This is a genomic window from Chryseobacterium daecheongense (genome assembly GCA_027920525.1).
Lineage (GTDB): Bacteria > Bacteroidota > Bacteroidia > Flavobacteriales > Weeksellaceae > Chryseobacterium > Chryseobacterium proteolyticum.
The window spans coordinates 3516228-3535498 of the sequence record CP115858.1 but is presented as its reverse complement, the minus strand read 5'-3'; the positions used below and the strand labels follow the sequence as shown (position 1 = coordinate 3535498).

General features: G+C 35.0%; 32 protein-coding genes. 1 reads left to right on the top strand and 31 read right to left on the bottom strand.

Annotated features, from left to right (window positions below):
• Positions 1 to 27 precede the first annotated feature (27 nt).
• The 8 genes from eno to PFY10_15715 all read right to left on the bottom strand — a co-directional run bounded on the left by eno (position 28) and on the right by PFY10_15715 (position 7605).
• A complete protein-coding gene (gene eno / locus PFY10_15750; protein ID WBV55678.1) occupies positions 28 to 1320 on the bottom strand; it encodes a phosphopyruvate hydratase in 1293 nt (430 codons plus the stop codon).
• A gap of 209 nt (positions 1321 to 1529) precedes the next feature.
• Complete coding sequence (locus PFY10_15745; protein ID WBV55677.1) at positions 1530 to 2111, bottom strand: hypothetical protein; 582 nt, start codon at positions 2109 to 2111, stop codon at positions 1530 to 1532.
• The gene (locus PFY10_15740; protein WBV55676.1) at positions 2111 to 2314 is read right to left on the bottom strand and encodes a hypothetical protein; all 204 of its coding nucleotides are present in this window, start codon (positions 2312 to 2314) and stop codon (positions 2111 to 2113) included. Before PFY10_15740 ends, PFY10_15745 begins: the two co-directional genes overlap by 1 nt.
• A 16-nt stretch (positions 2315 to 2330) precedes the next feature.
• A complete protein-coding gene (locus PFY10_15735; GenBank protein WBV55675.1) occupies positions 2331 to 2657 on the bottom strand; it encodes a hypothetical protein in 327 nt (108 codons plus the stop codon).
• A gap of 87 nt (positions 2658 to 2744) precedes the next feature.
• A complete protein-coding gene (locus PFY10_15730) occupies positions 2745 to 3530 on the bottom strand; it encodes a histidine kinase (protein WBV55674.1) in 786 nt (261 codons plus the stop codon).
• Between the two features lie 639 nt (positions 3531 to 4169).
• Entirely contained in the window at positions 4170 to 4925 is a 756-nt protein-coding gene (locus PFY10_15725) for a hypothetical protein (GenBank protein ID WBV55673.1), read from the bottom strand.
• Between the two features lie 6 nt (positions 4926 to 4931).
• Positions 4932 to 5564: a response regulator transcription factor gene (locus PFY10_15720; GenBank protein ID WBV55672.1), complete on the bottom strand. Its 633-nt coding sequence runs from the start codon at positions 5562 to 5564 to the stop codon at positions 4932 to 4934.
• A 175-nt stretch (positions 5565 to 5739) separates the two neighbouring features.
• Positions 5740 to 7605 (bottom strand): beta-galactosidase, encoded by a 1866-nt coding sequence (locus PFY10_15715; protein ID WBV55671.1) that lies wholly within the window; start codon positions 7603 to 7605, stop codon positions 5740 to 5742.
• 68 nt (positions 7606 to 7673) lie between these two features.
• Between PFY10_15715 and PFY10_15710 the strand changes: the two genes are divergently transcribed.
• Positions 7674 to 8108: a hypothetical protein gene (locus tag PFY10_15710; protein ID WBV55670.1), complete on the top strand. Its 435-nt coding sequence runs from the start codon at positions 7674 to 7676 to the stop codon at positions 8106 to 8108.
• A 55-nt stretch (positions 8109 to 8163) separates the two neighbouring features.
• Here PFY10_15710 and rplQ read toward each other — a convergent pair whose 3' ends face one another.
• From rplQ to rplV, 23 genes are all read right to left on the bottom strand, one after another.
• The gene (rplQ, locus tag PFY10_15705; protein ID WBV55669.1) at positions 8164 to 8691 is read right to left on the bottom strand and encodes a 50S ribosomal protein L17; all 528 of its coding nucleotides are present in this window, start codon (positions 8689 to 8691) and stop codon (positions 8164 to 8166) included.
• A gap of 6 nt (positions 8692 to 8697) precedes the next feature.
• Complete coding sequence (locus PFY10_15700; protein ID WBV55668.1) at positions 8698 to 9693, bottom strand: DNA-directed RNA polymerase subunit alpha; 996 nt, start codon at positions 9691 to 9693, stop codon at positions 8698 to 8700.
• A gap of 33 nt (positions 9694 to 9726) precedes the next feature.
• Positions 9727 to 10335 carry a 30S ribosomal protein S4 gene (rpsD, locus tag PFY10_15695; GenBank protein ID WBV55667.1) on the bottom strand — a complete coding sequence of 203 codons (609 nt, stop codon included), beginning with the start codon at positions 10333 to 10335 and terminating at the stop codon, positions 9727 to 9729.
• A gap of 19 nt (positions 10336 to 10354) precedes the next feature.
• Positions 10355 to 10744, bottom strand: coding sequence for a 30S ribosomal protein S11 (rpsK, locus tag PFY10_15690; protein ID WBV55666.1), 390 nt, complete (start codon positions 10742 to 10744; stop codon positions 10355 to 10357).
• A 12-nt stretch (positions 10745 to 10756) separates the two neighbouring features.
• The gene (gene rpsM, locus PFY10_15685; GenBank protein ID WBV55665.1) at positions 10757 to 11134 is read right to left on the bottom strand and encodes a 30S ribosomal protein S13; all 378 of its coding nucleotides are present in this window, start codon (positions 11132 to 11134) and stop codon (positions 10757 to 10759) included.
• Between the two features lie 9 nt (positions 11135 to 11143).
• On the bottom strand, positions 11144 to 11260 hold the full coding sequence (rpmJ, locus tag PFY10_15680; GenBank protein ID WBV55664.1) for a 50S ribosomal protein L36: 117 nt from the start codon (positions 11258 to 11260) through the stop codon (positions 11144 to 11146).
• A 63-nt stretch (positions 11261 to 11323) separates the two neighbouring features.
• On the bottom strand, positions 11324 to 11539 hold the full coding sequence (gene infA / locus PFY10_15675; protein WBV55663.1) for a translation initiation factor IF-1: 216 nt from the start codon (positions 11537 to 11539) through the stop codon (positions 11324 to 11326).
• A gap of 3 nt (positions 11540 to 11542) precedes the next feature.
• Positions 11543 to 12922, bottom strand: coding sequence for a preprotein translocase subunit SecY (secY, locus tag PFY10_15670; GenBank protein ID WBV55662.1), 1380 nt, complete (start codon positions 12920 to 12922; stop codon positions 11543 to 11545).
• 9 nt (positions 12923 to 12931) lie between these two features.
• Entirely contained in the window at positions 12932 to 13381 is a 450-nt protein-coding gene (rplO, locus tag PFY10_15665) for a 50S ribosomal protein L15 (protein WBV55661.1), read from the bottom strand.
• 18 nt (positions 13382 to 13399) lie between these two features.
• A complete protein-coding gene (gene rpmD, locus PFY10_15660) occupies positions 13400 to 13576 on the bottom strand; it encodes a 50S ribosomal protein L30 (GenBank protein ID WBV55660.1) in 177 nt (58 codons plus the stop codon).
• A gap of 10 nt (positions 13577 to 13586) precedes the next feature.
• Complete coding sequence (rpsE, locus tag PFY10_15655; protein ID WBV55659.1) at positions 13587 to 14108, bottom strand: 30S ribosomal protein S5; 522 nt, start codon at positions 14106 to 14108, stop codon at positions 13587 to 13589.
• Between the two features lie 19 nt (positions 14109 to 14127).
• Positions 14128 to 14481, bottom strand: a complete 354-nt coding sequence (gene rplR / locus PFY10_15650; protein WBV55658.1) for a 50S ribosomal protein L18 — start codon at positions 14479 to 14481, stop codon at positions 14128 to 14130.
• A 14-nt stretch (positions 14482 to 14495) separates the two neighbouring features.
• On the bottom strand, positions 14496 to 15041 hold the full coding sequence (gene rplF, locus PFY10_15645; protein WBV55657.1) for a 50S ribosomal protein L6: 546 nt from the start codon (positions 15039 to 15041) through the stop codon (positions 14496 to 14498).
• Positions 15042 to 15058: 17 nt separating this feature from the next.
• Positions 15059 to 15457 carry a 30S ribosomal protein S8 gene (gene rpsH / locus PFY10_15640; protein WBV55656.1) on the bottom strand — a complete coding sequence of 133 codons (399 nt, stop codon included), beginning with the start codon at positions 15455 to 15457 and terminating at the stop codon, positions 15059 to 15061.
• Positions 15458 to 15600: 143 nt separating this feature from the next.
• Positions 15601 to 15870 (bottom strand): 30S ribosomal protein S14, encoded by a 270-nt coding sequence (rpsN, locus tag PFY10_15635; protein ID WBV55655.1) that lies wholly within the window; start codon positions 15868 to 15870, stop codon positions 15601 to 15603.
• A gap of 3 nt (positions 15871 to 15873) precedes the next feature.
• Entirely contained in the window at positions 15874 to 16425 is a 552-nt protein-coding gene (gene rplE, locus PFY10_15630) for a 50S ribosomal protein L5 (GenBank protein ID WBV55654.1), read from the bottom strand.
• A gap of 13 nt (positions 16426 to 16438) precedes the next feature.
• Complete coding sequence (gene rplX, locus PFY10_15625) at positions 16439 to 16765, bottom strand: 50S ribosomal protein L24 (GenBank protein WBV55653.1); 327 nt, start codon at positions 16763 to 16765, stop codon at positions 16439 to 16441.
• Between the two features lie 22 nt (positions 16766 to 16787).
• Entirely contained in the window at positions 16788 to 17156 is a 369-nt protein-coding gene (gene rplN / locus PFY10_15620; protein WBV55652.1) for a 50S ribosomal protein L14, read from the bottom strand.
• Positions 17156 to 17413, bottom strand: a complete 258-nt coding sequence (gene rpsQ, locus PFY10_15615; GenBank protein WBV58952.1) for a 30S ribosomal protein S17 — start codon at positions 17411 to 17413, stop codon at positions 17156 to 17158. The genes rplN and rpsQ overlap by 1 nt, the downstream gene beginning before the upstream one ends.
• Before the next feature lie 11 nt (positions 17414 to 17424).
• Positions 17425 to 17613 carry a 50S ribosomal protein L29 gene (gene rpmC, locus PFY10_15610; GenBank protein ID WBV55651.1) on the bottom strand — a complete coding sequence of 63 codons (189 nt, stop codon included), beginning with the start codon at positions 17611 to 17613 and terminating at the stop codon, positions 17425 to 17427.
• Between the two features lie 12 nt (positions 17614 to 17625).
• The gene (gene rplP / locus PFY10_15605) at positions 17626 to 18051 is read right to left on the bottom strand and encodes a 50S ribosomal protein L16 (protein ID WBV55650.1); all 426 of its coding nucleotides are present in this window, start codon (positions 18049 to 18051) and stop codon (positions 17626 to 17628) included.
• A gap of 78 nt (positions 18052 to 18129) precedes the next feature.
• A complete protein-coding gene (gene rpsC / locus PFY10_15600) occupies positions 18130 to 18864 on the bottom strand; it encodes a 30S ribosomal protein S3 (GenBank protein WBV55649.1) in 735 nt (244 codons plus the stop codon).
• A 7-nt stretch (positions 18865 to 18871) separates the two neighbouring features.
• Positions 18872 to 19270, bottom strand: a complete 399-nt coding sequence (gene rplV / locus PFY10_15595) for a 50S ribosomal protein L22 (GenBank protein WBV55648.1) — start codon at positions 19268 to 19270, stop codon at positions 18872 to 18874.
• Position 19271 lies beyond the last annotated feature (1 nt).

The following is a 19271-nucleotide window of genomic DNA, read 5'->3' as shown; positions in this document are numbered from 1 at the left end:
ATCGTTCGCCGTTATTTATATTTTCAATTATCTTTTAATTTTAAATGCTTCCAATCCTGGGAAAATAGCTGTTTCTCCAAGAGCTTCTTCTATTCTCAATAACTGGTTGTATTTAGCCATTCTGTCTGATCTTGAAGCTGATCCTGTTTTGATCTGCCCGCAGTTCATAGCTACTGCTAAATCAGCAATAGTAGAATCTTCTGTTTCTCCTGATCTGTGAGACATTACTGAAGTAAATTTGTTGTGCTGAGCCATTTGTACAGCAGCCATCGTTTCAGATAGAGAACCTATCTGGTTTACTTTTACAAGTATTGAATTGGCAATACCTTCTTTAACACCTCTTGCAAGTCTCTCAACATTGGTTACGAATAAGTCATCACCTACAAGCTGAACTCTGTCTCCGATTTTATCCGTTAACATTTTCCAACCTTCCCAGTCATTTTCCTGCATACCATCCTCGATAGAGATAATAGGGTATTTAGCTGCTAATTCAGCAAGATAAGAAACCTGCTCACTGCTTGTGAACTGAGCAGCGTCAGCCGTCTGGAATTTTCTGTAGTCGTAAATTCCATCTTTATAGAATTCTGATGCAGCACAGTCCAGCGCCAGCATAATATCATCTCCAGGTTTGTAACCTGCTTTCTCAATAGCCTGAAGTAATGTATCCAAAGCATCTTCCGTTCCTGTAAACGTTGGAGCAAAACCTCCTTCGTCACCCACCGCTGTAGATAAACCTCTTGAATGAAGAATAGATTTTAAGCTGTGGAAAATTTCAGTCCCTTTTCTCAATGCATGGGAAAATGAATCTGCTTTTACAGGCATGATCATAAATTCCTGGAAAGCAATTGGCGCATCTGAGTGAGATCCTCCATTGATTACGTTCATCATAGGTACAGGAAGTGTATTTGCATTTACTCCTCCTACATATTTATATAATGGCATTCTTAACTCTGTTGCTGCTGCTTTTGCTGCTGCTAATGAAACTCCAAGAATAGCATTTGCTCCAAGATTTCCTTTATTCTTAGTCCCATCAAGGTCGATCATGATCTGATCTAAAAGGTTTTGGTCATAAACCGGAAGCCCTACTAATTCAGGAGCAATAACTTCTCTTACATTTTCAACGGCTTTAAGGACACCTTTCCCCAAATATTCTGAACCTCCGTCACGTAATTCAACGGCTTCATGCTCTCCCGTAGAAGCTCCTGAAGGTACCGCAGCACGCCCCATTGCACCATTCTCCGTGAATACATCAACTTCTATTGTAGGATTCCCTCTTGAATCCAAAATTTGTCTCGCTTCAATGTAAGAAATGTAACTCATAATTTTTCTGTTTATACTATCTGCAAAATGCTTCCAGTTGTTTATTATTAATTAATATACTTGAGTTACAAATTTAATGAAAAAAACAGTGGTATGAAAAAACTGGACTTTAATATTTGGTAATAAAAACATAAAATTCTCCAAAATTTTCAGGGTAATTTGGAGAATTTAAAAATGCATGACATAGCAACTGATTTTTGTTGCTTATTTCACGGTGTCAAATCATATTTTTTTCGTTCTTCCGGCGTTAATGTTCTTAAAGTTTTAGCTTTTTCTTCTTCAGCCTGGGCTTTTGCTTTATTGGCTTCCTCTTTTGCCGTTTCTGAAATTTTGCCCTGAAGTTCAGTTATATTATTAACAATATTATTAAAACTAGTCCAATAGAGCTCTCCTTTGCATTGCTCTTCAAAATTAATACAATGTTCTTCCAATCTGTATAATGCATCTCTAAGCATATTAACTGGAGCAGTCCTTTCACCAAGCCTGGAAAGGCTTTCTGTAATTTTAGTCATTTGTTCAGCAGAAACACTATCCCCCGACTTCAGCTTACCCATGAGCGTACTTGTTATATCTGTGGTTCTGGCAATGGCAGCATCTGGTTGCACCTCCGATAATATTTTGTTGATTTTCCCATCTGGTTTGATGCTTACTATGGCTCCTCTTCGCATGGCATCATACGACATCTGATAGTTTGAGGTTGTACTTTTCAGTTCTTCCAATGTTGCCTTATGCAGGTTACTGCAAGAAGTGAACAAAAGAACTGTTCCCAATGTTAAAAATATATTTTTCATCACATTACATTATAAATTGAGTTATCAGTTGGGTCATATTTGGCTTTGCCTTTTCCAAGTACATGTGCTAATGCACTGAAAGTTTCGTAATCTAAATCCTCCATGATTTCTTCAGATCCTGCATCTTTAAACTTTAAGATGATCTTTCCGCTTCTGGATTTAATGTTCCAATCTAATAGGTAGTTTGTGATAATTTTAGTCATGATTATAGTTTTTAGGTTATTTGTTAGGTGAAGGAGCTAAAAGTCCTGCCAGGGCTCCAATCGCTCCTGATGAAATAGCAGTAAAAATGGTAATTAACTGCTCGTTTAAAGTAATTTCCTTGTGCAAGGATAATATAATCAATCCTGTTATGATACCAATAATCGCAAGCCCAAACATCAGGACGATAATTCTATATATCCAGGTATCGGTTTCTTTGGGATTTTTTACTTCAATACTATTGACAGCCTGAATAGGATTATCCCTAAATTCCTGCTGTAGTTTATTGTTGTTGCTTAGTGTCTGTTTGAAATCTTCAAAACTGTTGTTAATTGTAGTTTTCATGATGGTGAATTTTACTCTATCAAATTTCTCACTAAAAGAGATTAAAGTCAATTACACAAAAGGGTTATTATGCAATTAGTCTGATGGTTATATCACTATTGTAAAAATCAAAGCAGTTCCATCTTCTTTGGAAACAATTTCAAATTCTCCATTTAGTTCCTTCATCCTGCGTTTCATATTTCGAAGACCATTCCCTTCATTTTTTCCTTCAATCATCCCTATTCCATCATCCGAAATCTCCATACTAAATTCACGATCCATTTGTGAAAACGAAATTGATATTTTATTTGCCTTGCTATGTTTATAGGCATTATTCAATGATTCTTTTAAGCACAAAAACATATTTCTTCTAATTTCAGCGGAAACCGGCATATTGTGAATGATCCCCCGATCTGTCACAATAAAATTGATGGATGTTTTTTTCAGGAAGCTTTCAGTATACATTTTTGAGTAACTTGTAAAGCTTCCAATCGTATCGTTTCCTGTATTCAAATTCCAAAGCATTTCCCTCATCGAAATATTCATTTCTTCAGATGTTTTTAGCAGCTCGTCAATATCATTTGTTAGATCACTATTTTCTGCTTTTTGTTTTAAAAATTCTGCCTGAAGCTTAAGAGCTGAAATTCCTGCTCCCAGATCATCGTGCATATCATGTGAGATCCGTTCCCGCTCCTGCTCAATCAGTTTTTGTTTTTCGAGCTCTTTTTGTAACAATTGATTTTGGTATTCTGCTTCTTTAAGTTGTTTTTCTTTTACAAACAAAAGCTGCTTCCTATTGTACATTAATACTACAAAGATGATAAATACCACAAAGAACAGCATAACAACTGTAATGATTGCATAGGTTAATTTTAATTCATTAAGAGAAGTCATTATGTTTTTTTGTGTATTTGGATAAAGAAATTAAAAAAAGGAAATAAAAAATGATATTAACAATAAAAAAAAATGACTGTGACGCAATTAATACTTTATCATCAATTTTATCAAAAACGTACCGCGGTATAATTCTTAAAATAAAAAATACTCCCCAAAATAATAGCCCACAGGAAATCCAGAACTTTGGATCCTGCATGATGCTCCTGGTATTTGGACGTTTTAATTTTCCATAGAACCAAATTAGACTATAAAGTATGTATACTAACGAAAAAGCAATACCTATTGTCTGATTGACTTCTTTATAATTTTTTAAAATGAAACCAAGATAGATAATGAGAAAAAGAAAGAAAATTACATTATTGATTTTAACCAGGACGATATCCTGTCCCCGATTAAAATAAATGAGGAAAAATAATGTACAAAATAGAATATAAGCATTGTATAAGAAACCAAAGTTCGCGGTGGTCTTAAAATATATCTGGACAATGTACATTAAAAATTCAAGAATAAAAGTCAATCCGAGGTAGAGACACAAAAATTCCTGTTGCTTCTTTCCATTCCTTATACTTAGGATCAACGAAAAAGAAGCAACAAGAAAAAGAATAATCAAATATGCTAATTGGAAATCAGAGTACATTATGGTTGCATATTACCTATATCATAGAATCCTTGATCTTCCTTTTGAAATGCTAATGATAATCTGCTTTGTTTTTTATTATCATTTAAAACTCTTGATACTGCAACATTTTGACTGTTAATATCACAATTTTTATGTATTGCAATTAACCTCACATTCACCTCTTTAAAGTTTCCGGACAAATCATTTCTAAAGGTTTCAAACATAACATTAGAAAAAGATATATATTCTGTAATTGCATTGTACGTAGAGTTTTCTCTAATAGCCTTTCCTACTCCTCCCAAAAACTCTTTTCTCATTTCAGCATAAATTTCATTTGGCAGTTCTATTGTTTTAGCCATTCCGGCACTATCTACTAAATAAGCATCATAAGTGATAAAATCAAAAACATTCAGATCTTCATGATCACACACAACAATTATATAGTATAAATTATGCTTATGACTTCCCGGTTGAATAGTAGGGAATCTCATCAAAGAGGTTTTATCCACAAAAATAAAGTGTATATATTTATATTTTATGGGAAGGTTTTTGAAAGATCCGGTTTCAATTTTAAAGTCTTCAAGAGTTTCCTTCAGTATTCTATTTGCTCCCTCGTTCATACATCCGGTTTGTTCTGCTGAAAGTTTCAAGTTCACAAGTGGACTCAGTGTAGAATAATCATTGATTACCTCGCAATCTAATTGTAAAATATCTCTTATTAAGTCCAATTTTTTTTCAGCACAGTCTGTGCTTTCATTCTCTAAGTTTCTCATGGTTTTTTAGTTTTTAAAGTGGTTAAATTTATTGATAGCTTCTACTTTATTGCTTACATGCAATTTTCGATAGATATTTCCAACATGCTTTTTTACCGTATCCATGCTTATGCATTTTTGATCTGCAATTTCTTTATACAACAAGCCTTGTGAAAGTAGTTCAAGAATTTCTTTTTCCCGATGCGTCAATTCATCAAATTCTTTTACATCGGTTGTCTTTTTTTCAAAATGATTTAGCACCCTTCGTGCTATAGAAAAGCTCATCGGTGCACCTCCATTGTATACATCACGAATAGAGGCGAGAATTTTGTCCATGCTTTCTCCTTTGATGAGATATCCCATTGCTCCTGCTTTTAGAGAATTAAAGATCTTTTCATCATCTTCGAAGCTTGTACACATGATAAACTGGGTATCGGGCATATCTTTCCGTACTTTTTCAATGATTTCAATTCCAAGCATATCCTGAAGTTGAATATCCATCATCACAACGTCCGGAGAAATAAGAGGTAAATTATGCAGTGCATCGTTGCCGTCAAAGAACTGGGCAATGACTTTCATATCAGCCTGATAATTGATGACCTTCTTCAACGCATTGTTGTAGTTTTTTTCATCTTCTACTATGGCTATTGAAATGGTCATGTCCTTTACTTATTTGAGACAAATATCTACAGAAAACAAAGCAGAATCAATTACACTTTTGTGTAATCTTTAAATTTGAGTTGGTTTATTTAGTTTTTCTTCTTTTAAAGTTAATCAATTTCTTTCAGTTAACGACTGATATCATATCACTTAATTTAAAATAATATTTTTTTGATTATTTAATCAATTCATCTAGAACTGGTGTACTTACACTGTTAATTTCTGATATGTTTTTATCATTAATCTGCTCAAAAACCTGAATAGTGTTTTCTCCTTTTTTCAACCATACACCAGGAACATACAATGTAAGCTGGGGACCTACCTTGCTCCAGTATCTCCCTACATTTTTTCCATTCACAAACACAATTCCTTTTCCGAAATTTCTCATATCAAGAAAAGTATCTCCTTTTTCTTTGAGTTGAAATTTTGCTTCTTTTATTACAGGGCTCCTTTCAGGAATATCTTTCGACTTATTTTTTAGTTCAGGTATCTTATCAAAAGGAAGCGAATACATTTTCCATAGACCTTTAACAGGATCTCCATTGATTTCAACAGGACTTATTATTCCCTTAAGGTTATGTACAATTTCAGCTCCGTAATTGATCCGTCCCATATTTTCAACAAGGATATCCAAAGTCTCCCCGGCTTTGATTGAGATATCAAGATCATATTTTTTATAGTATCTGTTCAATTCACCTTTCCAAACCTTATCAATATAAATATTTGCATAATCTCTCAACCCTTTTATTTCAAGTTTCCCTTTATGATCCTTATCAAATTTTATCCAGTAAAGAACGTAGCCGTTACCTTGATTCAGTTCTTCAAATGTATAGGGTCTTTCTGCTGATATAAATTTCTGTCCCTGTACTAAATCAAAAATAGAAAGAGTTTTAGAAAATTTCACATGTGAGAATGTAATAACCCTTTCCCTGGCGGGTACTTCAGGAAGCTTTTTTGGATTCAGTTTTTGAAATATAGTACGTAGTGCTGTATACTTTGGAGTTTCCCATCCTGCTTCGCTTATCGGAGCGTCATAATCATAGCTTGTAATATCCGGTTGAATGTCGTGGTTCTTATCATAATTAGCACCACTGGTAAATCCGAAATTGGTTCCTCCATGAATCATATAATAATTAAATGACACTCCATTCTTGATGTATAACTCAGTTTGTTTTACTACATCTTCTACAGGAACTTTCACAAAAGGTTCGGCCCAGTGGTCAAGCCATCCCGGATAATATTCAGCTACCATATACGGTCCTTTATTTCCGTTATATGCATTCACTTTCTCTTTAAGGGTCTCAATATTATCTTCCCCGTTGGCCGTCGGTAATGCACCTTCTATCGCTCCGCCCTCAAAAAGGGAGCTTCCGTCCGAGGTAAAGAATGGGACAGAAATGCCCGATTTAATCAACATATTTTTAATTTCATGGCTGTATCTTCGATGCTGCTCCAATGGTATGTCTTTTCTTTGGGCAACATAGGAGCCAAACTCATTTTCTGCCTGAACCATTATAACAGGTCCGCCATTATTGATCTGCAAAGGAATGATCTGCTTTGCCAGTTGATTAATATATTTTTCGCACTCTTTCAAAAAGGGCTGGTTATAGGTCCTTATTTCTAAATTTTTATCCTTTTGCAACCACCATGGATATCCTCCAAATTCCCACTCTGCACACACGTAAGGTCCAGGACGTATAATCACATACAATCCAACTTCCTGTGCTGTTTTTATAAATTTTTTCAGATCTTTTTCTCCAGAGAAATTCCACTTTCCAGGAGCTTCTTCATGATAATTCCAAAATACATAGGTAGTAACCGTGTTTAGCCCCATTGCTTTCATCATCTGAAGACGGTGTTTCCAGTACTCTGATGGCACTCTAGGATAATGAAGTTCACCCGAATGGATAATAAACTCTTTTTCATTCAAAAAAAAATGACCGTCTTTAATTTCAAATTGATTTCTTTTTATTTGAGAAAACACTGAATTAAAGGACATAATCAGAATGATCAGAAGAAAATATTTATAGTGAGATTTCATAGGGCAAGGCATGATTTTTGTAAAAATAAAGAATAAAATTAAAGACTTCATATTAAACTTTATCAATCATGAAAAAAACGATCATTTTACTCAACACTATATTTCTTTTAGCAGTAGTAGGCTGTAAAAAATCAACCGATGGCAATAAAAACATCATTAAAACTGATAGTTCAGTATCAGCAGTATCTGATCAAAATGGAAAGATAGATTCAGCTTCGGCAAGTTCATCCATTATAAACGTAAACGGTAAAAGAATTGAAAAAACAGATTTTGTATATAAGGCAACCGATGGATCCTTGGTAAAAGTAGTTTTCAAAAATGATCCAAAAGAGAATACTGTCGCAATAACCAGTAACAAAAAGACGTTTACCCTTCCTAAAGAAGAAACTAAAGATGGGGAAACAGTCTATAAAAAAGACGACATGACTGCAAGGGTAAAAGGAGATAGCCTGCACCTTGAGCAAGGAAACAATGTGATCGAATTAGTAAGAACCAAAATATAAAAATAAAAAAACCGTTCAGAGTCCTGAACGGTTTTTATTTATATCTGAATGAATATTATTCTTCAGTCTTTTCCTCTGTAGAATCAGCTGCTTCAGCCTTAGGCTCTTCAACTTTTTCTTCTACTACAGGAGCATCAGCAACTACAGTTTCTGCTTTTTTAGCAGTTGTAGATCTTCTGCTTCTTCTTGTAGCTTTTTTCTCTTCAGCATTAGGATTGTAAAGCTCATTGAAGTCTACTAACTCGATAAGAGCCATATCAGCAGCATCACCTTGTCTGAAACCAGTCTTGATGATTCTTGTATAACCGCCATTTCTTTCAGCGATTTTAGGTGCTACAGTTCTGAATAATTCAGTAACAGCTTCTTTATTTTGAAGATATGAAAATACAGTTCTTCTATTATGTGTAGTATCTTCTTTTGCTTTTGTTAATAGGGGCTCAACATATACTCTTAAAGCTTTAGCTTTAGCAACAGTAGTGTTGATTCTTTTATGCTCAATTAGAGAACAAGCCATATTAGAAAGTAACGCACTTCTGTGAGAAGCTGTCCTTCCTAAGTGATTGAATTTTTTACCGTGTCTCATTATTAATTATTTATCAGCGTCTAACTTATATTTTGCAACGTCGAAACCGAAGTTAAGACCTTTTGAATGCACTAATTCTTCTAGTTCTGTCAAAGATTTTTTACCAAAATTTCTGAATTTCATCAAATCAGACTTACTGTAAGAAACTAATTCTCCTAACGTTTCAACTTCTGCAGCCTTCAAACAGTTCAGAGCTCTTACTGAAAGATCCATATCTGCTAGTTTAGATTTAAGAAGTTGTCTTGTGTGAAGAGTTTCTTCGTCATATTGGATAGATGCTTTTACAGCTTCTGTTTCAAGCGTGATTCTCTCATCAGAGAACAACATGAAGTGATAAATTAATATCTTAGAAGCTTCTGTCAAAGCATTTTGAGGACTGATGGAACCATCAGTTTCTATATCTAATACAAGTTTTTCGTAGTCTGTTTTTTGCTCTACACGATAATTTTCAATACTGTACTGCACTTTCTTAATTGGAGTGAAAATAGAGTCAATAGCAATAGTACCTACAGGTGCATTGTTTGACTTATTTTGTTCAGAAGGAACATACCCTCTACCCTTTTCTATATTGAAAGTAATTTCGAAAGTTACATCACTGTTCAGGTTGCAAATCACCAACTCAGGATTCAAGATCTCAAATCCGTTGATTGATTTACCTAAATCTCCAGCAGTAATAATCGTTTGACCAGAAACCTTAGCAACAACCTGCTCGTTGGACTGGTTTTCCGCTATAGATTTTAATCTTACCTGCTTAAGGTTAAGAATAATTTCGGTAACATCTTCGATTACTCCTGGAATAGTTGAAAATTCGTGCTCTACACCTTCTATTTTGATAGATGAAATAGCATATCCTTCCAGAGAAGAAAGCAACACTCTTCTCAAAGCATTACCTATTGTAAGCCCGAAACCTGGTTCTAAAGGTCTGAATTCAAATTGACCTTTAAATTCATCAGAGTTAAGTAAAATTACTTTATCGGGTTTTATGAATTGTAAAATTGCCATATTATTGGGTTGAGCAAAAATTTGATTAAAAAATTATTTAGAGTAAAGTTCGACGATAAGCTGTTCCTTGATCTCCTCCGGAATCTGGATTCTTTCAGGCGCAGATACGAAAGTACCTTCTTTCTTCTCATCGTTGAATTGTAACCACTCATAGTTTGCTTTATAAGCTAATGCATCAGTAACTACTTCAAGAGACTTAGACTTTTCTCTTACTGCAATTACATCACCAGCTTTAAGCAAATAAGATGGAATGTTTACCAGTTCTCCATTCACAGTGATGTGTCTGTGAGAAACCAATTGTCTAGCACCAGCTCTGGTTTTAGCAAAACCTAATCTGTATACTACGTTATCCAATCTAGATTCGCAAAGTTGTAATAGAACTTCACCTGTTACACCTTTACTTCTGTGTGCTTTATCGAATAAGTTTGCAAACTGTCTTTCTAAAATACCATAAGTATATTTAGCTTTTTGTTTTTCAGCTAACTGAACTGCATATTCTGATTTCTTAGCACCTCTTCTTTTGTTAGGACCGTGTTGTCCTGGCGGTTGGTTTTTTCTTTTCTCGAAGTTTTTATCATCTCCGTAGATTGCAGCACCAAACTTTCTAGCAATCTTAGTTTTAGGTCCAATATATCTTGCCATAATGGGTAAATTCTAAAAATTAAACTCTTCTTCTTTTTGGTGGTCTACATCCATTGTGCGGCATTGGAGTCACATCAATGATTTCGCTAACTTCAATTCCTGAATTGTGAATAGTTCTGATTGCAGATTCTCTACCTGCCCCAGGACCTTTCACAAACACCTTTACTCTTCTTAATCCAGCTTCATGAGCAACATTAGAGCAATTTTCTGCTGCCATTTGAGCAGCAAATGGAGTATTCTTTTTAGAACCTCTGAATCCCATTTTACCGGCAGATGCCCAAGAGATAACTTCTCCGCTTTTATTTGTTAAAGAAATGATGATGTTATTGAAAGAAGCCTGAATATGCGCTTCACCAATAGCTTCAACTTTTACTTTTCTTTTCTTAACTACTTTAGTTTGTTTTGCCATAATTCCTAACGATTATTTACTAGCTTTTTTCTTGTTAGCAACAGTTTTTCTCTTTCCTTTACGGGTTCTAGAGTTGTTTTTCGTTCTCTGGCCTCTTAAAGGTAGTCCTAGTCTGTGACGTATTCCTCGTTGGCATCCTATGTCCATCAATCTCTTGATGTTCAATTGCACTTCAGAACGTAATTCTCCTTCTACTTTAATGTTTTCAGAGATATAAGTTCTAATTGCAGCCAATTCATCGTCATTCCATTCGTTGACTTTCTTGTCTTCGCTGATACCGGCAGCTTTAAGGATTTCAGAAGAAGTACTTCTTCCCACCCCATAAATATAAGTTAAACCGATAACGCCTCTTTTGTTTTTTGGTAAATCAATACCTGCAATTCTCGCCATAATTTAATATTAGCCTTGTCTTTGTTTAAATTTTGGGTTCTTCTTGTTGATCACAAAAAGTACACCTTTTCTGCGTACAATTTTGCAATCAGCGCTTCTTTTCTTAATTGATGCTCTAACTTTCATTTGATAGTATTTATTTTTTAACAATAGCCAAATGGAAACCCGAAGACTCCATTTGGCGTTTGTTTAATATCTAAAAGTAATTCTCCCTTTTGTCAAATCATAGGGAGACATTTCTAGTTTTACCTTATCTCCAGGTAAAAGTTTAATATAATGCATTCTCATTTTACCAGAAATATGAGCTATAAGTATATGCCCATTTTCTAGCTCTACACGGAACTGAGCGTTCGAAAGTGCTTCCGTTATTACGCCGTCTTGTTCAATATGTTTTTGTTTCGCCATAAATTAATATCCAGTCGTTCTTGATAATTTAGACTGCATTAAGCCATCATAATGATGGTTCAGCAGATATGTATTAATCTGTTGAACAGTATCTAAAATAACTCCAACCATAATCAATAGTGACGTTCCCCCGAAAAATAGGGCGAACGCATCTGTCTGAACTAAGCTTCCGTGTACAATTGCCGGAAGGATTGCAAAGATAGATAAAAATATTGCACCTGGCAAGGTAATTTTAGATAAAATATCATCTAAATAATCAGCCGTCTCTTTTCCTGGTCTTACTTTCGGTACCAAACCTCCGTTTCTCTTTAAATCATCGGCCATTTGGTTCACCGGAATTGTAATTGCAGTATAGAAAAATGAAAAGATTATAATCAGTAATGCAAACAATACATTGTACTGCCAGCTAAAAACATTCTTGAAACCTGCAAGAAAAGTATTGGATTCATCAAATTTAGTTAATAAACCTGGAACAAACATCAATGCCTGAGCAAAGATAATTGGCATAACTCCGGCAGCGTTAACTTTCAATGGGATCCACTGTCTTGCTCCCTGCATAAGATTTTTATTTACACCTCCTCTTGCTTGTGCTCTGCTTACATATTGAATTGGAATCTTTCTCACAGCAACAGATAACACTACTGCTAAAAGAACAACCAACATCCAGAATATCACCTCAATAAGGATCATAATAGATCCCATCCCTCCTTTTCCGTTCTGCACGGCCATTTCCTGAACAAATGCTTCTGGAAGTCTAGATAAGATACCTACCATAATAAGGATAGAAATACCATTTCCTATTCCTTTATCGGTAATTTTCTCACCTAGCCACATTGCAAATACTGAACCGGCAACCAAAATAACAATACTTGGTAACCAGAACATGATAGAATTTGGCTCTACATAGTATGCAGACTGGAACTGAGCATATGGTAAAAATAATTGAGTAATAGAAGTTAAATAAGAAGGTGCTTGTACTAAACACACACCGATTGTTAACCATCTTGTAATTTGATTCAATGTATTTCTACCTGACTCTCCATCTTTCTGAAGTTTCTGAAGATAAGGAATAGCCATCCCCATCAACTGAACAATAATAGAAGCTGAAATATAAGGCATTATACCAAGTGCCATAACAGAAGCGTGGCTGAAAGCCCCCCCTGTAAACGACGAAAGCAAGCCAAGGAGACCTGCTCCTTGCTTGTTACCGCCTTGACTTTTATAATGCTCTAAGAGATCTCCTACTTGTGCAAGGTTAATTGCAGGTAGAGAGATATAAGATGCGAATCTATACACAAGGATAATACCTAACGTAAAAAGAATTTTATCTCTTAATTCCTTTAGGCTCCAAATATTTTTGAGGGTTTGTATAAATTCTTTCATTAGTTACTATTATAATGTAATTGCTTTTCCACCTGCCTTAGCAATAAGCTCTTCAGCAGATTTAGTGAATTTGTCAGCAGAGATTGAAACCGCAGATTTCAATTCTCCTCTACCCATAATTTTCACTATTTCGTTTTTAGTAGCTAAACCGTTTGCTACCAAAACTTCTTTAGTAATATCTCCAGTGATAGATTTATTTTCTATTAAAGTTTGGATAGAGTCCAGGTTAATAGCTCTATATTCTTTTCTGTTTACATTTTTGAAACCAAATTTCGGTAATCTTCTTTGTAAAGGCATCTGTCCACCTTCGAAACCGATCTTCTGAGAATAACCAGCTCTAGATTTCTGACCTTTGTGTCCTTTTGTAGAAGTACCTCCTTTTCCACTACCTTGTCCTCTACCAATTCTTTTTGAATTAAAAGTAGAACCTGCAGCAGGTTTTATGTTGTTTAAATTCATTTTAATTTCTTTTTAAAATTATTTTTGAACTTCAAGTAAATGACTAACTGCAGCTATCATTCCTAAAATAGAAGGCGTAGCTTCGTGCTCTACAACTTGGTGAAGTTTCTTAAATCCTAATGCTTCAAGCGTTCTCTTTTGGGTTTTCGTTCTTCCAATAGCGCTTCTTACTTGCTTTACTTTAATTGTTGCCATTGTTTTTATATTAACCGTTAAACACTTTAGTTAAAGAAACTCCTCTCATTCTTGCAATTTCCTCAGGTCTTCTGATGTCTAACAATGCTTTGAAAGTAGCTTTCACCACGTTGTGAGGGTTAGAAGATCCTTTAGATTTTGAAAGGATATCGTGAATACCAGCAGATTCCAATACCGCTCTTACCGCACCACCGGCGATAAGTCCTGTACCGTGAGAAGCAGGTCTTAAGAAGATATCTGCACCACCGTATCTAGCAGTAGTTTGGTGAGGAATAGTGTGGTTCATTACAGGAACTTTCACAAGGTTTTTCTTAGCATCTTCAACTGCTTTAGCAATTGCAGAAGCAACTTCCTTAGATTTTCCTAAACCGTAACCAATAATTCCATCTTCATTTCCAACAACTACAATAGCAGAAAAGCCGAAAGCTCTACCCCCTTTAGTTACTTTTGTTACTCTGTTTACAGCTACGAGACGATCTTTTAATTCTAATCCTCCCGGTTTTACTCTTTCTATATTATCTAGTCCTAACATATTTTCCGAAATTTAATGATTAGAATTTAAGTCCACCTTCTCTCGCACCATCAGCTAGAGCTTTCACTCTTCCATGGTATACGAAACCGTTTCTATCAAACACAATATTTTCAATTCCTGCAGCGATAGCTTTAGCAGCGATAGCTTTACCAACAGCAGCAGAAACTTCAATTTTAGTTCCATTAGCGTCTACTCCTTTCTCTCTTGAAGAAGCAGCTACTAAAGTTTTACCATCTTTATCGTCGATTAACTGAGCGTAAATTTCCTTATTACTCTTATATACCGATAATCTTGGCAATTCAGAAGATCCAGAGATTTTTCCTCTTACTCTTCTTTTGATTCTTATTCTTTTTTCTAATTTACTTAATGCCATTTTCTTATAATTTATTAAGCAGATTTACCAGCTTTACGTCTAACATTTTCACCTACGAATCTTACACCTTTTCCTTTGTATGGTTCAGGTTTTCTGAATGAACGGATCTTCGCAGCCACCATTCCAAGAAGTTGCTTGTCGAAAGACGTTAAAGTAATAATTGGGTTTTTACCTTTTTCAGTCAATGTATCAATTTTAACTTCGCTAGGAAGCTCTAATGTAATACCGTGAGAGAATCCTAAAGCCAACTCAAGTTTTTGACCTGAGTGAGATGCTCTATATCCTACCCCTACAAGTTCTAGTTTCTTTTCGAAACCTGCAGATACACCAACAATCATGTTGTTGATTAACGCTCTGTATAAACCGTGAAGCGCTCTGTGTTGTTTAGAATCAGATGGTCTGTTTACATTCAGTTCTCCATCTTTTTGTTCTAAAGTAATTCCTTCTGTAAGTTCCTGAGTAAGTTCTCCTTTAGGACCTTTTACAGTTACTACACTGTTATTTTCAGTGATGGTAACTCCAGCAGGAATTGTTATAATTGCTTTACCAATTCTTGACATTTTCCTTTGATTAAAAATTAATAAACATAGCAGATTACTTCACCGCCTACTTTCTCTTCTCTAGCTTTCTTATCTGTCATTACTCCTCTTGAAGTAGAGATAATAGCTACACCCAAACCGTTCAATACTCGTGGAAGTTCAGCAGAACCTTTGTACTGTCTCAAACCTGGTCTTGAAGCTCTCTGGATAGATTTAATAGCTGGTTTGTTAGTTTGCTTGTCATACTTTAAAGCGATTTTGATAGTCCCTTGAACAGCGTTATCTTCAAACTTGAAGTTTAAGATATACCCTTGATCAAATAAGATTTTCGTAATCTCCTTTTTGATTTTCGATGCAGGAATTTCCACCACTTTGTGGCCTGCGCTTTGTGCGTTCCTTACTCTGGTTAGGAAATCTGAAATTGGATCTGTTACCATTTTTCTATTTTAAATTATTGGTTGAAGAACAATCAGTATTGAAAGGACTTGAAGAGTAAAATATCAGACTTCAGAAATCTTAGGTCTGATATTTTTTTCTTTAGTATCCAGACAACTTAATTGTCCCGATTATTGATTAATGATTACCAACTAGCCTTTTTAACTCCTGGGATAAGACCGTTGTTTGCCATTTCTCTGAAAGTTACTCTGGAAATTCCGAACGTTCTCATGTATCCTCTTGGTCTACCTGTTAGTTTACATCTGTTGTGTAATCTTACAGGAGAAGCATTTTTAGGTAATTTCTGAAGTGCTTCATAATCACCAGCTTCTTTTAAAGCTTTTCTTTTGTCAGCGTATTTAGCAACTAGTGCTTCTCTTTTGCGCTCACGCGCTTTCATTGATTCTTTAGCCATTTCTTAGTTCTTTTTAAATGGTAAACCGAAGTGAGTTAATAATGCTTTCGCTTCTTTATCTGTTTTCGCAGTTGTAACGAAAGTGATGTCCATCCCTTGGATTTTTTTCACTTTGTCGATTACGATCTCAGGGAAGATAATTTGCTCAGTAATACCTAAGTTATAATTACCTCTACCATCGAAACCATCAGCTTTGATACCAGAAAAATCTCTAATACGTGGTAAAGCAGAAGAAGTAAGTCTGTCTAAGAACTCATACATTTTATTCGCTCTTAAAGTAACTTTAGCTCCTACAGGCATTCCTTTTCTCAATTTGAAAGCAGCTTCGTCTTTCTTAGAGATAGTACCTACGGCCTTTTGACCAGTAATGTTTGTAAGTTCTTCTACAGCATAATCAATGATCTTTTTGTCTGCAGTAGCATCACCTAATCCTTGAGATAAGATGATTTTTTCCAATTTAGGCACCTGCATTACAGATTTGTACCCAAATTCTTCCATCATTGCAGGAACAATTGTTTCTTTATATGCTTTCTTGGGTCTTGCTATATATTCCATGTGTTATTTAAAATTATAAAGTTTCACCCGTTTTTTTGTTGATTCTTACCTTCTTATCTCCTTCAGTTTTGTAACCTACTTTTACAGCTTTACCGTCTTTACCAACTAAAGCTACATTTGAGATATGAATAGAAGCTTCTCTTTCAACGATTCCTCCTTGAGGATTTGAAGCTGAAGGCTTAACGTGTTTCTTAATGATGTTAAGTCCTGCAACAATTACTCTAGGGTCTCTACCTTCTTTTTTGATCACTTCAATAACTTCACCAGTCTTACCTTTGATATCTTTCTTACCAGTAGTAATGATTACGTTATCTCCTCTTTTTATTTTTAACTTTGACATTTTCTTTTAAAAATTTTTAAAATTAAAGTACTTCAGGAGCTAATGAAATGATTTTCATATATTCTTTGTCTCTCAACTCACGAGCCACAGGTCCGAAAACACGTGTTCCTCTCATTTCTCCTGCTGCGTTTAGTAATACACAAGCGTTATCTTCGAATTTGATGTATGATCCATCTTTTCTTCTAACTGCTTTTTTAGTTCTTACTACTACAGCTTTAGATACCTGACCTTTTTTAGCATTTCCTGATGGTGTAGAATCTTTGATCGTAACTACGATTTTATCACCAACTGAAGCATATCTTCTTCTGGTTCCTCCCAGAACTCTGATAACCAATACTTCTTTAGCACCTGTGTTATCAGCAACTTTTAATCTTGATTCTGTTTGTAACATTACTTAGCTTTTTCAATGATTCTTACTAATCTCCATCTTTTACTCTTGCTCATTGGTCTAGTTTCTTGGATAAGAACTGTATCTCCTTCTGTGCATTCGTTGTTTTCGTCGTGTGCAGTATATTTTTTCGTTTTTAATACGAATTTACCGTACATCGGGTGTTTCACTCTAGTAGTCTCACTTACAACAATGGTCTTTTCCATTTTATTGCTGGAAACTATTCCGATTCTTTCTTTTCTTAAGTTTCTTTCCATAATGTATGAAAATCTTATTGTTGTTTAGTGGTTAACTCTGTATTTAGTCTTGCGATTGTCTTTCTCAAATCTCTGATTTGAATTGGATTTTCAAGAGGACTGATTTTGTGAGCTAATTTCATTTTAGAGAACTCAGCTTTAGCTTCAGTCAATTTAGCTTGAATATCTTCTGCGCTTAGATTTTTAATTTCAGCTTTTTTCATTGTATTCAAAGATTATAGAGGTTTAACAAAATCGTTCGCAACTACAAATTTGGTCACTACCGGTAATTTCTGAGCAGCAAGTCTTAAAGCTTCCTTAGCGATTTCGTAAGGTACACCACCCACTTCAAACATAATTTTACCTGGCTTTACTACAGCTACCCAATATTCCACAGCACCTTTACCTTTACCCATCCTTACTTCAGCTGGTTTTTTAGTAATTGGCTTATCCGGGAAAATTTTGATCCATAGTTGACCTTCTCTCTTCATATATCTTGTCGCAGCGATACGCGCAGCTTCAATCTGTCTTGCAGTGATCCAAGCTCCTTCTGTAGCTTTGATTCCGAAAGTTCCGTAAGCAAGTTGATTACCTCTCTGAGCAATCCCCTTCATCTTCATCTTATGAACTCTACGGAATTTGGTTCTTTTTGGTTGTAACATAATTTCTTAAATTTTAGATTTTAGAATTTAGATTTTAAAAAAGTAACGGTCATTTAAAAACTATCCTCTAAAATTTTATTAATTATTTTTTTTATCTCTTGAAGGTCTTCTGTTATCTCTGTCTCCTCTGTTTCCTCCTCCTGAAGGTCCTTTTTTCTGTTGTCCTACTAAAGGAGAAAGTTCTCTTTTACCATAAACTTCACCTTTCATAATCCAAACTTTAACCCCAAGTCTACCATAAGTAGTATGAGCCTCTGCAATGTGGTAATCGATATCAGCTCTGAAAGTAGATAAAGGAATTCTTCCGTCTTTGAAAGATTCGCTTCTTGCCATTTCAGCTCCGTTCAATCTACCAGAGATCTGAACTTTGATACCTTCTGCACCCATTCTCATTGTGCTTGCAATAGCCATTTTAACAGCTCTTCTGTAAGAAATTCTGTTTTCAATTTGCTTAGCAATGCTATCAGCAACTAATACTGCATCAAGCTCAGGTCTTTTGATTTCGAAAATGTTGATCTGAATATCCTTACCAGTCAATTTCTTCAACTCTTCTTTCAATTTATCAACTTCCTGACCTCCTTTCCCGATGATAAGTCCCGGTCTAGCAGTAGTAATAGTAACTGTAACTAATTTTAATGTTCTTTCAATAAAGATTTTTGAAATTCCACCTTTAGATAATCTAGCTTCAAGGTATCTTCTGATTTTGTAGTCTTCAGCGATTCTGTCTCCATAATCGTTTCCACCAAACCAGTTAGAATCCCATCCTCTGATGATACCTAATCTGTTACCAATTGGATTTGTCTTCTGTCCCATACCTTGATTAATTTTCTTTATTACCTAAGATTAGTGTAACGTGGTTAGATCTTTTTCTGATTCTATGACCTCTACCTTGTGGAGCTGGTCTTAGTCTCTTCAATTGTCTTGCACTATCCACGAATATTTCTTTAATGATAAGGTTAGCTTCTTCTATATCCGAACCTTCGTTTTTCGTCTGCCAGTTTGCCATAGCAGAAAGAAGTAATTTCTCTAACTTGTTAGATGCTTCTTTTTTAGAATATTTAAGGATATAAAGAGCTTTATCTACCTGCTCTCCTCTGATGATATCAGCAACTAATCTCATTTTTCTTGGAGAAGACGGGCAATTGTTTAATGAAGCCTTTACAACGTCTTTGTTAGCTTCTTTTCTTGCGATTGAACTATCTTGTTTTCTTGATCCCATG

Coding starts and splice junctions, on each gene's coding strand:
- PFY10_15725 (WBV55673.1), bottom strand. CDS start 4,925: ATGAGAAACTTAGAGAATGAAAGCACAGACTGTGCTGAAAAAAAATTG.
- rplQ (WBV55669.1), bottom strand. CDS start 8,691: ATGAGACACGGTAAAAAATTCAATCACTTAGGAAGGACAGCTTCTCAC.
- rplV (WBV55648.1), bottom strand. CDS start 19,270: ATGGGATCAAGAAAACAAGATAGTTCAATCGCAAGAAAAGAAGCTAAC.
- PFY10_15735 (WBV55675.1), bottom strand. CDS start 2,657: ATGAAAACTACAATTAACAACAGTTTTGAAGATTTCAAACAGACACTA.
- rplE (WBV55654.1), bottom strand. CDS start 16,425: ATGGAATATATAGCAAGACCCAAGAAAGCATATAAAGAAACAATTGTT.
- PFY10_15745 (WBV55677.1), bottom strand. CDS start 2,111: ATGAAAAATATATTTTTAACATTGGGAACAGTTCTTTTGTTCACTTCT.
- rpsC (WBV55649.1), bottom strand. CDS start 18,864: ATGGGACAGAAGACAAATCCAATTGGTAACAGATTAGGTATCATCAGA.
- PFY10_15700 (WBV55668.1), bottom strand. CDS start 9,693: ATGGCAATTTTACAATTCATAAAACCCGATAAAGTAATTTTACTTAAC.
- secY (WBV55662.1), bottom strand. CDS start 12,922: ATGAAAGAATTTATACAAACCCTCAAAAATATTTGGAGCCTAAAGGAA.
- rplR (WBV55658.1), bottom strand. CDS start 14,481: ATGGCATTAAGTAAATTAGAAAAAAGAATAAGAATCAAAAGAAGAGTA.
- rpsK (WBV55666.1), bottom strand. CDS start 10,744: ATGGCAAAACAAACTAAAGTAGTTAAGAAAAGAAAAGTAAAAGTTGAA.
- PFY10_15710 (WBV55670.1), top strand. CDS start 7,674: ATGAAAAAAACGATCATTTTACTCAACACTATATTTCTTTTAGCAGTA.
- rpsM (WBV55665.1), bottom strand. CDS start 11,134: ATGGCGAGAATTGCAGGTATTGATTTACCAAAAAACAAAAGAGGCGTT.
- rplX (WBV55653.1), bottom strand. CDS start 16,765: ATGTCAAAGTTAAAAATAAAAAGAGGAGATAACGTAATCATTACTACT.
- rpsD (WBV55667.1), bottom strand. CDS start 10,335: ATGGCAAGATATATTGGACCTAAAACTAAGATTGCTAGAAAGTTTGGT.
- rplN (WBV55652.1), bottom strand. CDS start 17,156: ATGTTACAAACAGAATCAAGATTAAAAGTTGCTGATAACACAGGTGCT.
- rplO (WBV55661.1), bottom strand. CDS start 13,381: ATGAATTTAAACAACATAAAACCTGCTGCAGGTTCTACTTTTAATTCA.
- rpmC (WBV55651.1), bottom strand. CDS start 17,613: ATGAAAAAAGCTGAAATTAAAAATCTAAGCGCAGAAGATATTCAAGCT.
- rplF (WBV55657.1), bottom strand. CDS start 15,041: ATGTCAAGAATTGGTAAAGCAATTATAACAATTCCTGCTGGAGTTACC.
- PFY10_15720 (WBV55672.1), bottom strand. CDS start 5,564: ATGACCATTTCAATAGCCATAGTAGAAGATGAAAAAAACTACAACAAT.
- infA (WBV55663.1), bottom strand. CDS start 11,539: ATGGCGAAACAAAAACATATTGAACAAGACGGCGTAATAACGGAAGCA.
- rpsE (WBV55659.1), bottom strand. CDS start 14,108: ATGTTAGGACTAGATAATATAGAAAGAGTAAAACCGGGAGGATTAGAA.
- PFY10_15730 (WBV55674.1), bottom strand. CDS start 3,530: ATGACTTCTCTTAATGAATTAAAATTAACCTATGCAATCATTACAGTT.
- rpsH (WBV55656.1), bottom strand. CDS start 15,457: ATGGTAACAGATCCAATTTCAGATTTCCTAACCAGAGTAAGGAACGCA.
- eno (WBV55678.1), bottom strand. CDS start 1,320: ATGAGTTACATTTCTTACATTGAAGCGAGACAAATTTTGGATTCAAGA.
- PFY10_15715 (WBV55671.1), bottom strand. CDS start 7,605: ATGAAATCTCACTATAAATATTTTCTTCTGATCATTCTGATTATGTCC.
- rpmJ (WBV55664.1), bottom strand. CDS start 11,260: ATGAAAGTTAGAGCATCAATTAAGAAAAGAAGCGCTGATTGCAAAATT.
- rplP (WBV55650.1), bottom strand. CDS start 18,051: ATGTTACAACCAAAAAGAACCAAATTCCGTAGAGTTCATAAGATGAAG.
- PFY10_15740 (WBV55676.1), bottom strand. CDS start 2,314: ATGACTAAAATTATCACAAACTACCTATTAGATTGGAACATTAAATCC.
- rpmD (WBV55660.1), bottom strand. CDS start 13,576: ATGGCAACAATTAAAGTAAAGCAAGTAAGAAGCGCTATTGGAAGAACG.
- rpsN (WBV55655.1), bottom strand. CDS start 15,870: ATGGCTAAAGAATCAATGAAAGCGCGTGAGCGCAAAAGAGAAGCACTA.